This is a genomic window from Candidatus Foliamicus sp. (assembly GCF_965221325.1).
GTDB lineage: Bacteria > Pseudomonadota > Gammaproteobacteria > Steroidobacterales > Foliamicaceae > Foliamicus.
Genome location: NZ_OZ244880.1, coordinates 2,254,128 through 2,270,325 on the forward strand (window position 1 = coordinate 2,254,128; position 16,198 = coordinate 2,270,325).

The 16,198-nt window shown below is 62.3% G+C and carries 14 protein-coding genes; 7 read left to right on the forward strand and 7 right to left on the reverse strand.

Features of this window, described 5'->3' with window-relative positions; genetic code table 11:
- Nucleotides 1-29 precede the first annotated feature (29 nt).
- Nucleotides 30-788 (forward strand): SDR family NAD(P)-dependent oxidoreductase, encoded by a 759-nt coding sequence (locus ACWCOO_RS09700; protein ID WP_446830777.1) that lies wholly within the window; start codon nt 30-32, stop codon nt 786-788.
- Between the two features lie 34 nt (nt 789-822).
- Here the strand turns inward: ACWCOO_RS09700 and ACWCOO_RS09705 are convergent, their stop codons facing one another.
- Both ACWCOO_RS09705 and ACWCOO_RS09710 read right to left on the reverse strand, forming a co-directional pair.
- Entirely contained in the window at nt 823-1,053 is a 231-nt protein-coding gene (locus tag ACWCOO_RS09705; RefSeq protein WP_446830778.1) for a hypothetical protein, read from the reverse strand.
- A 93-nt stretch (nt 1,054-1,146) separates the two neighbouring features.
- Nucleotides 1,147-1,941 carry an SDR family oxidoreductase gene (locus tag ACWCOO_RS09710; protein WP_446830779.1) on the reverse strand — a complete coding sequence of 265 codons (795 nt, stop codon included), beginning with the start codon at nt 1,939-1,941 and terminating at the stop codon, nt 1,147-1,149.
- 198 nt (nt 1,942-2,139) lie between these two features.
- On the opposite strand from ACWCOO_RS09710, the gene ACWCOO_RS09715 reads away from it, so the two are divergent.
- Nucleotides 2,140-3,309, forward strand: coding sequence for an FAD-dependent monooxygenase (locus ACWCOO_RS09715; RefSeq protein WP_446830780.1), 1,170 nt, complete (start codon nt 2,140-2,142; stop codon nt 3,307-3,309).
- 31 nt (nt 3,310-3,340) lie between these two features.
- A complete protein-coding gene (locus tag ACWCOO_RS09720) occupies nt 3,341-4,486 on the forward strand; it encodes a Rieske 2Fe-2S domain-containing protein (protein WP_446830781.1) in 1,146 nt (381 codons plus the stop codon).
- Between the two features lie 45 nt (nt 4,487-4,531).
- On the opposite strand, the gene ACWCOO_RS09725 is transcribed toward ACWCOO_RS09720, so the two are convergent.
- Nucleotides 4,532-5,914, reverse strand: a complete 1,383-nt coding sequence (locus ACWCOO_RS09725) for an MFS transporter (protein ID WP_446830782.1) — start codon at nt 5,912-5,914, stop codon at nt 4,532-4,534.
- A 103-nt stretch (nt 5,915-6,017) separates the two neighbouring features.
- On the opposite strand from ACWCOO_RS09725, the gene ACWCOO_RS09730 reads away from it, so the two are divergent.
- Both ACWCOO_RS09730 and ACWCOO_RS09735 read left to right on the forward strand, forming a co-directional pair.
- Entirely contained in the window at nt 6,018-7,457 is a 1,440-nt protein-coding gene (locus ACWCOO_RS09730; protein WP_446830783.1) for an aldehyde dehydrogenase family protein, read from the forward strand.
- A gap of 85 nt (nt 7,458-7,542) precedes the next feature.
- Nucleotides 7,543-8,301: a methyltransferase domain-containing protein gene (locus ACWCOO_RS09735; RefSeq protein WP_446830784.1), complete on the forward strand. Its 759-nt coding sequence runs from the start codon at nt 7,543-7,545 to the stop codon at nt 8,299-8,301.
- An 8-nt stretch (nt 8,302-8,309) separates the two neighbouring features.
- Here ACWCOO_RS09735 and ACWCOO_RS09740 read toward each other — a convergent pair whose 3' ends face one another.
- The 4 genes from ACWCOO_RS09740 to ACWCOO_RS09755 all read right to left on the reverse strand — a co-directional run bounded on the left by ACWCOO_RS09740 (nt 8,310) and on the right by ACWCOO_RS09755 (nt 13,022).
- On the reverse strand, nt 8,310-9,881 hold the full coding sequence (locus ACWCOO_RS09740; RefSeq protein ID WP_446830785.1) for a Fic family protein: 1,572 nt from the start codon (nt 9,879-9,881) through the stop codon (nt 8,310-8,312).
- Between the two features lie 235 nt (nt 9,882-10,116).
- On the reverse strand, nt 10,117-11,037 hold the full coding sequence (locus ACWCOO_RS09745; protein ID WP_446830786.1) for a formylglycine-generating enzyme family protein: 921 nt from the start codon (nt 11,035-11,037) through the stop codon (nt 10,117-10,119).
- An 82-nt stretch (nt 11,038-11,119) separates the two neighbouring features.
- Nucleotides 11,120-12,061: a formylglycine-generating enzyme family protein gene (locus tag ACWCOO_RS09750; protein WP_446830787.1), complete on the reverse strand. Its 942-nt coding sequence runs from the start codon at nt 12,059-12,061 to the stop codon at nt 11,120-11,122.
- A gap of 1 nt (nt 12,062) precedes the next feature.
- Nucleotides 12,063-13,022: a formylglycine-generating enzyme family protein gene (locus ACWCOO_RS09755; RefSeq protein ID WP_446830788.1), complete on the reverse strand. Its 960-nt coding sequence runs from the start codon at nt 13,020-13,022 to the stop codon at nt 12,063-12,065.
- Between the two features lie 106 nt (nt 13,023-13,128).
- Here ACWCOO_RS09755 and lnt point away from each other — a divergent pair, with 106 nt between their 5' ends.
- On the forward strand, nt 13,129-14,709 hold the full coding sequence (gene lnt, locus ACWCOO_RS09760) for an apolipoprotein N-acyltransferase (RefSeq protein ID WP_446830789.1): 1,581 nt from the start codon (nt 13,129-13,131) through the stop codon (nt 14,707-14,709).
- The gene (locus ACWCOO_RS09765; RefSeq protein WP_446830790.1) at nt 14,706-16,187 is read left to right on the forward strand and encodes a flavin monoamine oxidase family protein; all 1,482 of its coding nucleotides are present in this window, start codon (nt 14,706-14,708) and stop codon (nt 16,185-16,187) included. The genes lnt and ACWCOO_RS09765 overlap by 4 nt, the downstream gene beginning before the upstream one ends.
- Nucleotides 16,188-16,198: the final 11 nt, after the last annotated feature.

The window sequence follows — 16,198 nt, forward strand, 5'->3', positions numbered from 1 at the left end:
GTCGATTTGTGGGAGTTGAGGATGCTTGAATGCGATTCGATGATCAATCCGTCGTAATCACGGGGGCGGCCGGTGGGCTTGGCCAGGCGTATGCGGTGGAATTCGCGCGGCGCGGCGCCCGCCTGATGCTCTGCGATCTCAAGGATTGCTCCGAAACGGCCGAACTGGTTAAGGAAGCCGGCGGCAAGGCACTCACGGCCAAGGTCGATGTCACCTCGCTTTCGGACCTTGAAGCCATGGCCACCAGAGCGGCGGAAGCCCAGGGCCGCATCGACGTGCTGGTCAACAACGCCGCATTGTGGGGCAATCTCAAGCTGCAGCGATTCGACCAGGTTGCCGAAGAGCTATGGGACGCAACCATGGCGGTAAACGTCAAGGGCGTGTGGTTGGCCTGCCGTGCCGCAGCGCCGCACATGCAATCCGGGCAAGGCGGCTCGATCATCAATATCGCATCGCTGGCGGCCACCTACGGCATGGCTAACGTGATTCATTACACGACCTCCAAAGCCGCCGTGATCGGGCTGACGCGCGGACTGGCGAGAGAGATGGGCCGTTACAACGTGCGCGTAAACGCAGTGGCCCCTAATATCGTATCGACGCCGGCATCGGCGGACTTCTTTGGCGACAAGCTCGAAAGAGCGGTCGGAGCCACGACATCGCAACAGGCCATACGCAAGCCGCTTGAGACCGGCGACGTGGTGGGCGCGGTACTCTGGCTGGCCAGCGACTTGAGTGGCATGACAACCGGCCAGACGCTGATGGTGGACGGCGGCGTAACCTTCCTCTGATCCGCCGGGCCGGATCGACTAGCCGGCGGCTAAATCAGGCCGGCTTGGGCTTTGGCGGCGGGTCCTGTGTTTGGGGCGACAGTAGGCCCTCGATATGGCTTACGCGACCGTTGAGGGTGAAGAGTTCCCCGCGCAGCCCGCTGACCTCGCGCCGAACGTCCCCGATTTCGCGCCGGATATCCCCGACTTCACGGCGCAGATCAAACCATGCGCCCAAAATCGCCGCTGCGATGATTGCGGCGGGAACATATTCCTCGAAATTCATAGCCTTCCTCCTTGGGCCAAGCCCTTGGCAAGCAACGGATTATAGCCGCAACCCCTCCCATGGGGGGACAGTGCAGCCGGCATCCGGAGCCGGCTAGAAAGGCTGAGGTTCGCCGTTGTAGCGGATGAAGCTGCCGGAGTCTTCGGGCTTAAGGCCGTCGATCACCTCGATCATTCCGGCAATGCTCTCGGCGGGCTCCAGAAAGCCCTTCATTCCCATCCGGTCAACCATTTCGGCCACTTTCTCGACCTTGACGGTGCCGGGAGAAAGCAAGGCCACCGTAATGCCCTTGCGCTTGGAATCGGCGGCCACGCCCACCATCATCATGTTAAGCGCCGCCTTGCTTGACCGGTACCAATAGATTCCGCCCTTGCCTCCCGATTCGCCTTCAAACGAACCGGCCAGCGAACTGATCGCCACGATTTTCTTCTGATCGCTGGCCGCCACATTGTCCTGGAATGCCTCGCTGACCTTCAGCGCGCCCAGCGCGTTGGTGCGAAAGAAATGCACCGCCATGTCGTAGTCGAGCGTACCCAGAGATTGCGGCTTGGGTTTGGTGAAATCTCCGGTAATGCCCGCGTTGTTGATCAGCACGTCGATCGGCGCACCATCCAGCTTTGCCGCCAGCGCATCTATGCTGGCATGGTCGGTCACGTCCAGTTTTTCGGCGCGCACGTTCTCGTGCTGCGATTCGAGTTCGGCCAGAGTGTCGGGCGTAATGTCGCGGCGATGGGTGGCGATTACCGTCCAGCCTTTGTCGGCGTATTGCTTGGCGAATTCCAGCCCGATCCCGCGATTCGAGCCGGTAATCAGCACGGTTTGCGCCTCGGCCGCGGACATCAGGATGAGACCGGCCAGGATACCGGCCATGAAGTTGAACTTGCGCATGAGAAATTCCCGCGAAACACCACACGCGCATTCTATCCTGCGACGCAACGCGGGCCTTCAGCTTCGGCGTTGCAGGATGTTCTCTTGAAGGGCCGGACGACCTGGTCTCGGAAGTCGGCCGTGTAATACGCGGCGGCATAGAATAGCTGGCGAGAAAGCTGTTTTGCGTGCCCGAATTGCCGCAAAGCGATGTGGAATATGGATGAGCGTCCAGTAATACTGATCGGGGCCGGAATCGGCGGCTTGACTTGCGCCTTGGCGCTGCAGCGCGCCGGCATTCCGGTGCGGGTGTACGAGCAGGCCCCGGAACTGGGCGAAGTCGGAGCAGGGCTGACCCTGAGCCCAAACGGCAGCAGGGGAATCGGCGGCCTGGGGTTGGAAGAAAGCTTGGCGAACGCCGCCGACATACCGAGCTATCAGGCCGTGCATCACTACAAGACGGGGCGTGTGCTGGTGCGCATAGAGCGCGGCGATCTGCCTCGCCAGGAATACGGCTCGCCCTATTACCAAATCCATCGCGCCGATCTACACGAAATGCTTTCTGACGCAGTGCTCGCCAACGACCCGGAATGCATACGACTCGGACACGAATTCGAAAGCTTTACGCAAGACGAGAGCGAGGCGCGCGCCTACTTCCGCAACGGCGCCAGCGCCACCGGCCGCTTGCTGGTGGGTTGCGACGGCGTCAAGTCCCCCGTGCGCTCGGCATTGCACGACAGCGAATCGCCCGAGTTCACCGGCTATGTCGCATGGCGCGGGCTGGCACCTGCCACGGCGGTGCCGCCCGAAGCCGTCGATCCACCCTCGGGTATCTACATCGGCCCCGGCCACCTGTTTGTTCGTTACCTCATTCGCGGCGCAGAAACGGTCAACTACGTGGCGTTTGTGCGGCGCGACGACTGGCAGACAGAGAGCTGGTCGCAGCGTTCCGAGGTGTCGGAGGTGCTAGGCGAATTTGGCGAATTCCATCTTCTGGTGCGGTCGATAATCGGCGCAACTCCGCCGGAGCTCTGCTACAAGTGGGGCCTATTTTCCCGGCGGCCGCTGGAATTCTGGAGCGTGAACCGCGTGTCTTTGCTCGGCGACGCTGCCCATCCCACGCTGCCGTTCATGGGCCAGGGCGCAGTCATGGCGATCGAGGACGGGGTCGTGCTGGCGCGCTGTCTGGCTGCCTCGGCGGATGTGGCCGAGGCCTTGCGGCGCTACGAGGCGGCGCGGGTGGAGCGCACCACGCTGGTAATGGACGAGTCGGCGGAAATCATCCACCGCTTCTTCGCCGCGGATACCGATCGTTTCGCCCAGGGCAACAACCGCAACGAAGAATCGCTGGGACTGTTCCGATACGATCCGTGGACAGTTCCGATATAAACTGATCTCACTATAGTCCGGGAGAATCGGCATGTTCATCAACTTCTGGTATCCGGCGGTACAGTCCGCCAAGCTTGAAAACGAGCCCGTCAAGAGACGCATACTAGGGCAGGACTTTGTTCTATGGCGCGACGAGAAAGGCAAGGCCCATTGCCTGAGCAATACCTGCTGCCATCGCGGCGGTTCGCTGGCCGATGGACTGGTGGCCGACAGTTGCGTGCAATGTCCTTATCACGGCTGGCGCTTCAACGGCGCAGGCCAGTGTGTGCGCGTGCCGTCGATCGGGATGAAAGCCAAGCCTCCGGGCCGCGCAAGGGTGGACTCCTACCCCGTCACGGAGCGCTACGGCCTGGTTTACTGCTTCCTTGGTGACCTCGAAGAAGACGAGCGCCCCCCCATCCTGGAGGTAAACGAGTGGGGCCAGGAGGGCTGGACATCCACCATCCAGGAATTCGAATGGAACATCAATTACAAGCGCTCCATCGAGAACGGTATCGACCCGGCGCATAACGAATTCGTGCACCCCACCCACGGCATGAAAGGGCTGGACGAGAACTACCATGTGCGCGAGTTGGACATGCGCGAAACCGACTGGGGCACGGGCTTCTTCAACGAGGTGTATGCGCCGCCCTTGGCCGAAAAGAAGATGCGCGAAGCTTCCGGCGAGACCGAAAACCGCGTCGTGCGGGTGGGCACGGGCCACCACGGCCCTGCCAGCGTGTGGACTTTCATCAATCCCACGCCGGTCATGCACATCTACCAGTATCTCTACGAAGCGCCTATCGACGAAGACAGCACGCGGCTGTTCCTCATCAACATGCGCAACTTCATGCTGGAGGAGATGTTCGACGAAACCATCATGGAGCGGAACCAGTATGTTGCGTTTCAGGACCGCGACGTGCTGAAGACCCTACACCCGAAAATCACGCCGCGGGTCAACACCAAGGAGCTGTTCACGCCCTCGGACTACCCGATCGGGCGCTATCGGGAACGGCTGAAGGAATGGGAAGCGCGCGGCTGGCGGATCGATACCGACAAGGTTCGCGCGCTGGAGCAGCACACGGCCTTCGCCATACCGAGCCCGGCGCGGCGCGACACCAAGGGTTGGGTCATTGACCCCATCCCGCTGATGCCGGCCACCCCGGCGCGCGCCGTCGAGACCAGCCAGGCCGCCTAGGCCGCGCGGGAATCCGCTTTCCGCCGGCGCGCCTTGCGCCGGCGGTCAGGTGGCCGCGCGTTTGGCGCGGAGCTCCTCCAGATATTCGCGGGTCAGTGTCCAGCGCATCAGGATGATGCCGGCAAACAGGTTGCATACTGCCGGAATGGCGGCGATTGACACGCGGATACCGGTTAGGGCACGTGGATCCTGATCCACGGCTATATCATCCACCGTGGACTCGTAGCCCAGCCACTGCAGGACAAGCCCCACCACCAGCGGCGCTGCGATAAAAGCCGTTTTCTCCACCATGTTATAGGCTCCGGCGAACACGCCCTCGCGGCGCAGCCCGGTCTTCAGATAATCGTATTCCTGGACATCGGGCAACAGTGACATACCCAGCAGCAGCTTGCCCATGGCGAAAAATGACAACACCATGGACCGCAGGATAAGCAGCTCGACGGGCTCGCCCGGGTCCGCAATCCACCACCACATGACGAATACCATGAACCCGAAAGTCGCAATGATTAGTGCGGTATGCTTGCCTGTCATGCGCGACAATTTCGCCCAGACCGGTGCCGCAACCAGCGAGACCGATGCGTACCCCAAGCCGTAAAAGAGCATGACTCCCTGGGAGTGACCGAGGATTTCGGTCACAAAAAACAATACGCTTCCTTGTGCAATTCCGGTGGCCAACAGTGTAAGCATCTTGAAGACCGCAAGCTTTCCGAAGTGAACATTGCGGATCGCGGTGCGGAACTGGCCCCTGACACCTTGGCGTGCCTTGACATGCTTGGTGGCTCGCGCCCGAGCCGTGCCCGCGAAGCAGGCCACCATCGCTACGGTGGCTGTTATCCCCAAGGTCCATCCGACGATCGCGTAGCCCTGTATGCCGCCACCGAACTGCTGCGCCAGACGTGGTGCGAAGCCTCCCACCGCAAACGTGCCCAAGACAATGGCGATGGCCCGAAATGACATGATCGCGGTGCGTTCGTCATAGTTATCGGACATTTCCGCCGGCATGGAAAGATGTGGCACGTTAAACAGCGTGTAGCCGGTGTTGAAGAGCAATAGGGCGCCCAACACATAAACCGCCTTGACAGTGTCGGACACGTCCGTCGGCGTCGAGAAAAGCATTACGAATGCGGGTCCGCATACAAAAGCGCCTACAAGCAACCATGGCCTACGCCGACCGAAACGGCTGCGCGTACGATCGCTGACAATGCCCATTGGCACGTCGGTAGCCCAGTCATAACCTTTGGCGATTGCCAGAAGCAGGCCCGCCACACCTGCCGCTACACCTGCAATGTTCGTCAGATAAAACAGTAACAGAGTGGAGTAAGTGTTGAACAACAACGCCACTCCAAGTGCGCCAATGCCCCACCCAGCGCGCAGGGAAAGCGGGACGGAACCCTCAACCCGGGTCAACCGGTCAAGCATGGTTTGCATTTTGGAGGCGCCTCGAAGCAGCGAATAGCGCGGCAGGATAGCACGGGGCGCGGCAGCGGTGTATCCTCCAATCCGTTACCGATACGAAAGGAGCCGAGGGGCGATGGCACAGTACGAGTATCGCAAATTCTTCATCGGCGGCGAGTGGGTCGATGCCAGCGAGACGCGGGAGTTGACCGTAATCAACCCGGCCACCGAGGAACCCGCCGGCGTGATTTCAATCGGAAGCGCTGTGGATGTCGATCGCGCCGTGGCAGCGGCGCGCAAGGCGTTCCTGAGCTATTCGCAAACCGGCAAACAGGAACGCCTCGACTTGATCGACGCGTTTATCGACGCCTACAAGGCGCGCTACGACGATATGGCGGACGCCATTACCGCGGAAATGGGCGCGCCCAAGCGTCTTTCCACCAAGGCGCAGGCGGCGATGGGCGTAGTGATCGCCAAGGCCGTCCGGCGGCTGTTGGAGAACTTCGCTTTCGAGGAGCAGCGCGGCGGCACGCTGATTCGCCGCGAGCCGATAGGCGTGTGCGGTTTCATTACGCCCTGGAACTGGCCGGTCAACCAGATCGCGCTCAAGGTGCTGCCAGCGCTGGCCGCCGGCTGCACGATGGTGCTGAAGCCGAGCGAGATAGCCCCCTTCAGCGGCGCGATCTTCGCCGAGATAGTCGCCGCCGCCGGAGTGCCGGCCGGTGTCTTTAACGTGGTCAACGGAGACGGGCCGGGGGTGGGTCAAGCCATCGCCGCTCATCCCGGCATCGACATGGTTTCGTTCACCGGCTCCACCCGCGGAGGAATCGCGGTGGCCGCCACTGCGGCTGGAACGGTCAAGCGGGTCAGCCAGGAATTGGGCGGCAAATCACCCAGCCTGATCCTTGACGAGGCCTCGCTGGAACATGGCGTGGTCAGCAGCATGCGCAGTGTGTGCATGAACACCGGTCAGTCGTGCAACGCTCCAACCCGTCTCTTGGTGCCAGCCAGCCTCCATGACAAAGCCGTGGCGCTGTCAGTGGCCTCCGCGTCCAAGGCGCGAATCGGCGACCCCAAATCCGAAAGCACCACCTTAGGGCCGCTGGTCAGCGAAGCCCAGTTCGAAAAGGTCCAGGCGCTGATCCGCAAGGGTGTCGAGGAAGGCGCATCGCTGGCGACCGGAGGCCCGGGCAAGCCCGATGGCATCGAAAAGGGATACTTCGTCAAACCGACGGTGTTCGGAAACGTGAGCAATGACATGACAATCGCCCGCGAGGAGATTTTCGGCCCCGTGCTATGCGTGATTCCCTACCAGGACCTGGCCGAAGCAATCGCCATCGCCAACGATACCGATTACGGCCTGGCCGCCTACGTATGGGGCGGAGACCTCGAACAGGCCCGCAACGTTGCCGCGCAACTGCGCGCCGGTCAGGTCTGCCTGAACGGCCAATCGGGCGACAGCAGCGCCCCGTTCGGCGGCTACAAGCAATCCGGCAACGGCCGCGAATCCGGCCCGGAAGGCCTCGAGGAATTCCTCGAAACCAAAGCAGTGCTCGGCTACGAGCAGGCCGCCTGACCTCGGTGATCTCAATAGGAGTCACTACGTTAGCTCGGATCGGCTCTGGAAGTTTCGTCTAGAGCGCTTTATCCGACACGCCAATATGAGCGATTTCCAGCTGCTCATGAGCCTCCACCGGCATGCGGAACGGCAAGGGCCGGGAGGGGAGGAGGAAACAAGGCGGGCGTTTGAACTGACCGGACTCGATCGGTCGCGCCCGCTGAAGATCGCGGATATAGGCTGCGGCACAGGCGCATCGGCGATCCTCCTTGCCAGGGAGACGAACGCTGTAATCACCGGCGTGGACTTACTGCCGGAATTTCTCCACGAGCTTGAATCCAGAGCGAAAACCCATGGGGTGGCGGACAGGGTCACCACGCTGAACTGTTCAATGGATGCCCTGCCGTTCGCGGAGGGGGAATACGACGTGATATGGTCCGAGGGGGCCATTTGCAACATGGGCTTCGAGGCCGGCGTGTCGACCTGGAAGCGATTCCTGAAGCCCGGAGGAAGCCTCGTTGTTTCAGAGATTACCTGGCTCGGCGCCACGCGGCCGCGGGAGATCCAGTCCTACTGGGAAGCGGAATACCCGGAGATTGACGTTGCTTCCGCGAAGCTCGGAACCCTTGAGCGGCATGGCTACAACCCAGTGGCTTACTTCGTCTTGCCGCCGCATTGCTGGCTTGAGAATTACTATTGCCCCATGCAGGGCCGCTTTGCCGCGTTCCTCAAACGTCACGGCCAAAGTGATCGGGCGAAGGCCATCGTCGAAATGGAAAGACGCGAAATCGCCCTTTATCAAAAGTACCGTGACTACTACGGTTACGGAGTCTATCTGGCGAAAAGACGGGCGGACGGCTGATAGCCTGATTAATCGCTGCTGTTCACACTTGGGAAGCGCTTGGACTCGCCCCATTCAACCTGGGTTTCTTTCCCCGGCATAGCGAGACGCACCCCTTTGGCTGCTGCGGTTGCCTCGTTTTCAAAAGCATTGCAGGTTGTCAATTCTGCGACCGTATCCTCCAACGTAGTCCAGCGCACCGCTGCCGTCCACCGCCAAGCGAAATCCAACGCACGCACCAAAGGCACCGCAGCGCCTCCGGCGGAGTGAGCCCGTTGGGCAGAAATATAGTTCTCGCGATAGACCGTCGGAATGACAATACGCTCTTCGTTCACAGCCGCGAACTCCGCATTCATCATGATCCGCGCCAGCCGTCCGTTCCCGTCAGCGAACGGATGGACCTCGGAAATCAGAAAATGCATGAACACAGCCCGATGAAATCCCGCATCCAGCCCGCAATGTATATCAAAGCCGCGCATTAGCGTCCCGAGAACCGCGTCGGGCGCCACGAAGACGGTGCCCCCGACTCGGTTCGTCGCGGTCTTGAAGCTACCGGGAAATGCTTCGGGGCGTCCGCCAAGCACCAGGGCATGACGGCTGCGTAGGAGATCAATCAACTCGTCAGCAGTCTTCGGCACGCGCCGGATCTCGGAGGCATCCGACACGATTTGCCAAACGCCCAAGATGTCGTGCGCATCAGCGGGGCGCTGTCGCGGGATTTGCCCGCGGAACACAATATTCGCGGCTTCCTCAACTTCGAACTGAGTTCCTTCAATGTAGTTGGAAAAGTAGGCTTCGAAGAATGCCAGCGTGGCGCTACCTACCCCGTCGCGGGCGGGCGGGCGGATTGTCGGCGCCGACGTTTGCTGCAAGGTCGAGAACAATTCTTCGAACATTACAATCCGCTCGGCATCGTACGCCTGCCCGCGAGCACGGGCACGGGCACGGCGACCCGTCAGGCGCGCTTCCTGAGTTCCGGACAACGCCCCAATAATGCGGTTTAGTTCCTCGTGTTGCCGGGTTCTGTCGAGCGCGGCAGCGACTCGGCGGGCATCATCGCGCAACCGGCTGAGCGCCTCATTTCCGGCTGAAGCAAGCAATTTCTCCAATTGCTCTTCAATTTCACTGCGTGGAATCGTTCGCGGCAGCCGGTTGCCGCGACCCCGCGAAGGAACCAGATTATCGAGGTAGGCACGGGCCGTTGAACTCAAGAACAAGTGCTGACCCATGAAGGGGCGATCATTGTCTTGAGGCGGCGCGCCGCGGCGGGGACGCAAGATCACGCCTGGCAGCTTGACATCCCTGCCACGCGGCGCAACTAAGCACAACGAGCCGTCGACCGCCGGCTGCAGTTCAACAGCGGTCCGGTCCGCCACTAGTGCGCCTGGGAAATAGCCCGCGACGATGGCCCATAGATTGCGCAGCACGATGCGTTCAGGCACGTCCTCGAAGTTGCGCGTGTAAAGGCGCGTTGCCAGCTTACGCAGGCGCCCGCCCCGGACACGCCGCGAGACTTCGTTGCTGATGCGGGCACTCGAAACAAACGCTTCCGGCATCGAATCTACGACCTGTTTGGGTGAAAGTATTGAGTTATCGACCATGATTCAACGCGAAAAGATAATAAACCGCAGTTAACGGCTGGAAAATGATGATAAATGCGATTTTACCCCGGATATCTCATCAGATTCCGGGGGCCTTAGGCGAAGGCTGCCGCGAATCTGCACATGCTCACGAGTGAAGGCATGGCCGGACCTGTAAACTGAGTCCTATACTTCCTCGCATTGGCGCCTGGTTTGCGCCTGGGGTACGCAAGAAGAAAAGGCTACGCCGGAGTGGCTAATCTTCCGTGGCGGTGAGGGAGCGGGCGACGCGGAAGCCGAAGAAACTGTAGCGGATTTCTTCGGGGTCGCGGCCGCGGAAGGTCAGCCGCTGGCGGTCGGGGCGTGTAATCCAGCTACCGCCTCGCACGCTTCGGCGATCACACTGGCCAGGCGGCGTCGCAACCGCCGAACCGTCCGTGGGTAGTTCGGACGTATAGGGCTCTACGTAGCAGTCCTCAACCCACTCCCACACATTGCCGGCCACATCGTGGAGGCCAAAGGCGTTGGGCTGGAACATCCCCACCGGCGCCAGTGTCGGAAAGCCGTCGTCGCAATCCGCTGCCTGCCAGTCGAAAGCGTGTACGGGTACCGCGCTTGCGTCATATACGTTGGCGTATGCGCAGGCCTGGTGCGGACCCTCTCCCCAGGTGAATCGGCCTACTGCTCCGGCCCGCGCGGCGTATTCCCATTCGGCTTCCGTAGGCAGGCGGTAGGGCTGGCCGCTGGTCCGAGCGAGCCAATCGACATAAGCCCGCGCAGCCAGCCAACTCACGCAGGTTACGGGATGATCGGGTTCCGGGTTCTGGCCCAGCCTCAGGTCCGCCCAATGCGACTCCGGATGAATCTGCCACTCGCCTTCGAATTTGCCGCGACAACCCTTGCCGGCCTCGTAGCCGGTAGCGGAGACGAAGGCGGCAAACTGTCCATTCGTTACCTCGAACTTGCCCATTGCAAAGTCGCGAACGATACGGACTTCCCGAGGCGGGCCTTCCGGCCGGCCCTCTTCACCGCCCTCCGCGCCCATGACGAACTCGCCGCCAGGCACCACGATCATCTCCGGGCAACCGCCGCAGTCGAGAAATGCCGCTTGCGAGCCGCTGCCCTCCGCCTGGACTGCTGCAGCCAAGCCGAGGGAGAAGAGCAGAAATGGCGCCATTCGATGCAGACGCGTTGTGGCGAAAATTGGACCCAGCCCTCCCAACACGTTCGTCAGTACGGTCTTGCGCGGTTAGCGAATCTCACTCCTGTTCGCTTTCGGCGAGCGAACGGGCGACGCGGAAGCCGAAGAAACTGTAGCGCACTGTTTCGGGGTCGCGGCCGCGGAACGTTACGCGCTGCCAGGGATAATTCGTCAGCCAGCTTCCGCCGCGTACGCTGCGGTTATCGCACTGGCCGGGCGGCGGTCCGTACGCCGAACCATCCACCGGCATGGCGTCCGAATAGAGCACTTCGTAGCAGTCCTCCACCCATTCCCAGAGGTTGCCGGTAACGTCGTGAAGTCCGAAGCCGTTAGCCTGGAACCGGCCCACCGGCGCCAGCGTCGAAAAGCCATCGTCGCAATTCACTCGCGGCCAGCCGAAGTTATGCACGGCGTCGGTGCTGATGTCGTACATATTCGCGTAGGTACAGCCCTGGTGGGGATCTTCGCCCCAGGGATAGAACTCACCCGAACCGGCGCGCGCCGCGTATTCCCACTCGGCTTCGCTGGGTAGCCGGTAGGTTTGGCCGCTGGTTTCCGATAGCCAGGCCACGTAGGCGCGCGCGTCGAGCCAGCTCACGCAGGCTACGGGATGCTCCGGCTGCCACTCTTGACCCAGGCGCAGATCGGTCCAATGCGCCTCCGGGTCCATTGCCCATTCGTCGCCGATGTAGCCACGGCAGCCGGGTTCCATCTCGTAACCGGTGGCAGACGTGAAGGCCTGGTATTGCGCATTGGTGATCTCGTACTTGCCCAGCGCAAAGGGTTGGGCGATGCGGACTGCGCGCGGCGGTCCCATGGGGCGTTCGTCCACTGCGTCCTCGCTGCCCATGACGAACGCGCCAGGCGGCACCACTACCATCTCCGGGCAGTGATCGCAGTCCTGGAACGTTTCCGGAGCCGCTTCTTGCGCCAAAGCAACTTGGATGGCAAGCCCCGCGATGAGGACCGAAAGCAGTATGAATCGATTGTTGGTTGTCATGCTATTGCTCCGAATCGTGTGGCTCTTCAAGTGAACGGGCCACGCGAAACCCGAAGATCGAGTAGCGACGATCTTCGGGGTCGCGCCCCCGGAAATAGAGACTCTGGCGGCTTATGCGGCTTGTCCAGCTCCCGCCGCGCACACTGCGGTTCTCGCACTGGCCCGGCAGCGGACTGTAGGCCGACCCATCGGCGGGAATATGGGCGGGATACGGCGCCTCGTAACAATCCTCCACCCACTCCCAGAGATTACCCGCCACGTCGTGCAGCCCGAAGCCGTTCGCCTGCAGCCGGCCCACCGGCGCCAGCTTTGCAAACCCGTCGTCGCAATCGGCAGCCTGCCAGCTATAGCCGTGCGCGGCTTGCGCGCTGATGTCATAGACATTGGCGTATGCGCAGGCTGCTAGCGGATCGTCGCCCCATGCGAATCGTCCGCTGGCGTCGCCGCGCGCCGCATACTCCCATTCGGCCTCGCTGGGCAGCCGGTAGGGCTGGCCGGTTTTCTCGGCCAGCCAAGCGACGTAGGCGCGCGCGTCCAGCCAATTCACGCAGGCCACCGGATGCTCCGGCTGATACGCCTGCCCGGTGCGCAGGTCGGTCCAGTGCGCTTCGGAATGCAGCAGCCACCCGTCGCCATCGCGCACCGCGCAAGGCGGAGTCGTCTCGTATCCGGAGTCGGCAACAAACGCGGCGAATTCCCGGTTGGTGACCTCGAACTTGCCGATGGCGAACGGTCGGGCAATACGCACCAGGTGCGGCGGCCCATCCGGCCTGCCTACCTCGCCGCCTTCCGTTCCCATCACGAACTCGCCGGGTGGCACCACCAGCATACGCGGGCAATGCTCGCATTCCTGAAATTCGTCACCGGGCAGTGCTTCCTGTACTTGTGTCCCCGCCGCCGCCAACGCCTCAGGTGGCGCGAGCGAAGCCAGGAGCGCTGCCACTACAATTGCCAAAGCCATCTATGCGATTCCCCAATTCGCGGTAGGACGCCATTACGGCCTCCGCATCGCAGCATAGCATGGCGATTAACCCAGCACGGCGGGGGAGCGCCCGGACTAGCGAGCGGTGAGAAAGGCACTATTGACCGGCGCGGCGGGCGGGCTTTTGTGGGCGACTGCCTATAGCGTCTATGCAGCGTGGCCAGTGCTGCGCTGGCTGGCCGGCATAGCCGCGCTGACCCTGCTCCTGTCGCTGTGGACGGACGCGCAGGCCCGGCAATCTCCCAAGGCCGCAGCCGCGGGCAGTTTTGCGTTCGGCCTGATCGCTTTCTCGGGCGCTTGTCACTGGATCTACCACAGCGTTCGCATCGTTAATGAAGGCCCTATTGCGCTGGCGGTGGCGCTGGTCGTGCTGCTCGCCTCGGTCATGGCCTGCTGGTACGCAATAGGCGGCTATTGGGCTGCGCGGATTGCTCCACATCGAAGCTGGCTGGCGCCGCTTGTGATTCTGCCCTCGGTGCTGACGCTGACGGAATGGCTGCGAGGCTGGGCGTTCACGGGATTTCCATGGCTCAGCGCCGGCTACCTCACCGGTCCCGTGTTCGCCGGCAAGTGGCCGGCGACCCTGGCTTCGCTGGGCGGCGTTTACCTGGTCGGGTGGCTTACGGCCGCGTTGGCAGGGGCTTGCCTCATTGTCCTGCGCTCGCACTCTGGCGTGTTGTTCAGGGCCGCGATGCTGCTTGTTCTGCTGGGCGGCGTCGCCGGCTTGGGACAACTGCCGGCCCCGGCGGCGGACATAAGCGCCATCGGCGATTTGCGGGTGCGCCTGGTGCAGGGCGGCATTCCGCAGGAACGCAAGTGGCTCCCGGAAGAATTCGAACCTACCCTGCTGACCTACGAGACGCTGAGCTTCGCCCGCCCATGGCGGGACGTGCCGGCAGTGCGCCCGGAGCTGATAATCTGGCCTGAAGTCGCAATTCCGTCCACCCGCGAGACGATGGCGGACTACCTTGAAGAGATGGACCGCCTGACGCGCGAACGCGATATCGCGCTGGCGCTGGGTATTCTCACCGACACGGGCAACGGCAGATTCAATTCCCTGATTGTGCTGGGCAAGGGCGAGGGCGTGTATCACAAGTCGCACCTTGTGCCCTTCGGGGAGTTCTTTCCGGTTCCCGATGCGGTGCGGGATTGGCTGCTGCGTATGCGCCTGCCGGCCAGCGATCTGCTCGCCGGCCCGCCCACACAAGCGCCGCTGCGGGCAGGCGAGGCGATTTGCGGCGCCAGCATCTGCTACGAAGCGGCCTTCGGCAACCAGCAACGCGCCTGGACGCCTTGGGCGGAAGTGCTGATTAACGTGAGCAACGATGGCTGGTTCGGCGACACGATAGCCCTCGAACAACACCTGGACATGGCGCGCATGCGAGCAATGGAGGCAGGGCGATATTTGTTGCGGACAACCGGCACCGGAATCACCGCGGTCATAGATCCAACAGGGAACATAAGGGCGCGCCTGCCGAAATACGAAGCGGCTTACCTCGATGCGCTCGTACCCCGGCTATCGGGATCAACCTTCTACGCGCGCTATGGCGACGCACCCATCGTTATACTGTGCCTGCTTGCGGGCATGGCCTTGCCGGCGGCGAAGCGGCTGCTGAGTCGGGGCGTCCCGGCAAGTGGCCGGAAGCGGGACGGAGGGCAGCGATGAAAACAAGGCGACGGGAAGTCCTGAAGGGCGTGCTGTCCCTTCCCGCGCTTGCACTGCCTTATCCGCTACGTGCCAGCGGCGCGCCAACGGCCGAGAAAACCTCGGCGATCGTGATTGGCGGCGGGTTGTCGGGGCTCTATTGCGCACTATCGCTGGCCGATTTCGGCGTCGACGTGCTGCTGCTGGAGGGCTCCCGGCGAATCGGTGGGCGGGCATTCACAGCCGATGGGGTGGAAACGCGCCCGGAGTATGGGGCGAGCGAGGTCGGTCCTTCGTATGCCAGAGCCCTCTATCTGTGCTCGCGCCTGAACGTGAAGCTGATTCCCGACCGCCGGTCGCTGCTACCCATGTCGAACTACGTGCATGGCACATGGGTGTCCTCCAGCGATTGGCCCGCCTCCGATGTCAACAAGATGCCGGAAAGCGAAAGGCGCACTCCTCCGCTAATGGTGGGGACGCGATTCATTACAGAATTGAACCCGCTCGAAAACCTGACCGACTGGTTATCCGGCAACTTCAATGCCTACGATGTTTCGGTGCGAGAGCTGTTCCGGAAAAACGGAGTGTCGGCGGAGGCCTTGCGGCTGGCCAGCAAGACCATGGACATCCTGCAATCATCCAGCCTGGCGCTCATGCAGGAACGCAAGCGCACCGAGTTCGACGCCAGCTACGCGGGAACCGTCGCCGCCGAAGCGGACTCGCCTTTCGGTCTGATCGGTGGCCAGGATGAAGACGAAAGCGTGCCTGCGGTGCGCACCATCGAGGGCGGCACATCGCGCCTTCCCGAGGCCATCGCCGCGGAGTTGGGCGACCGGGTGCGTACGCAGAAAGTCGTGGCGGAAATCGCGATGTCGAAGTCCGGCGCCGATGTGCGCTGCCTGGACGGTAGCCGCTACCGGGCCGATTTCGTGGTCTCGGCGGTCCCGTTTTCAACCCTGCGCAACATTTCCGTTACGCCGCGGTTCGAAGGCGCACAGGCCGAGGCGGTGTTCCGGCTGCGCAACCGCGGAACCACCCGCGCCTTCGGAGTGGTCGAGGAGCCCTATTGGGAGGCGGACGGCCTGGAACCCTCGTTCTTCACCGACGAAACGATTCAGACTCTGGCCGTGGTCAAAAAGCCCGGGATCGACAAACACACATTCTCGGTGATCTTTACCGGGCCTTCGGCGGCGCGCATCGACCAACTGCCTAATGCCGAAGCCCTGGCGTTGATCGAATCGGAGATTGCCCGAATCCGACCATCCACACGGGGCAAGTTGCGTTTTCTGTCGCTGTACGGATGGCGCAACAACCGTCTGGTGCAGGGCTGCCGACACATGTTCGCTCCAGGGCAGATCACGCAATTCGCGCAGGAGATGATCGTCCCGCACCATCGCCTGCATTTCGCTGGCGAACACGCCCGGCGCGTGGACTTCGGCATGGAAGCCGCGCTGGAGAGCGGCGAGCGCGCCGCCCAGGAGATACTGGCCAGGGCATAGCCCGAGGCATT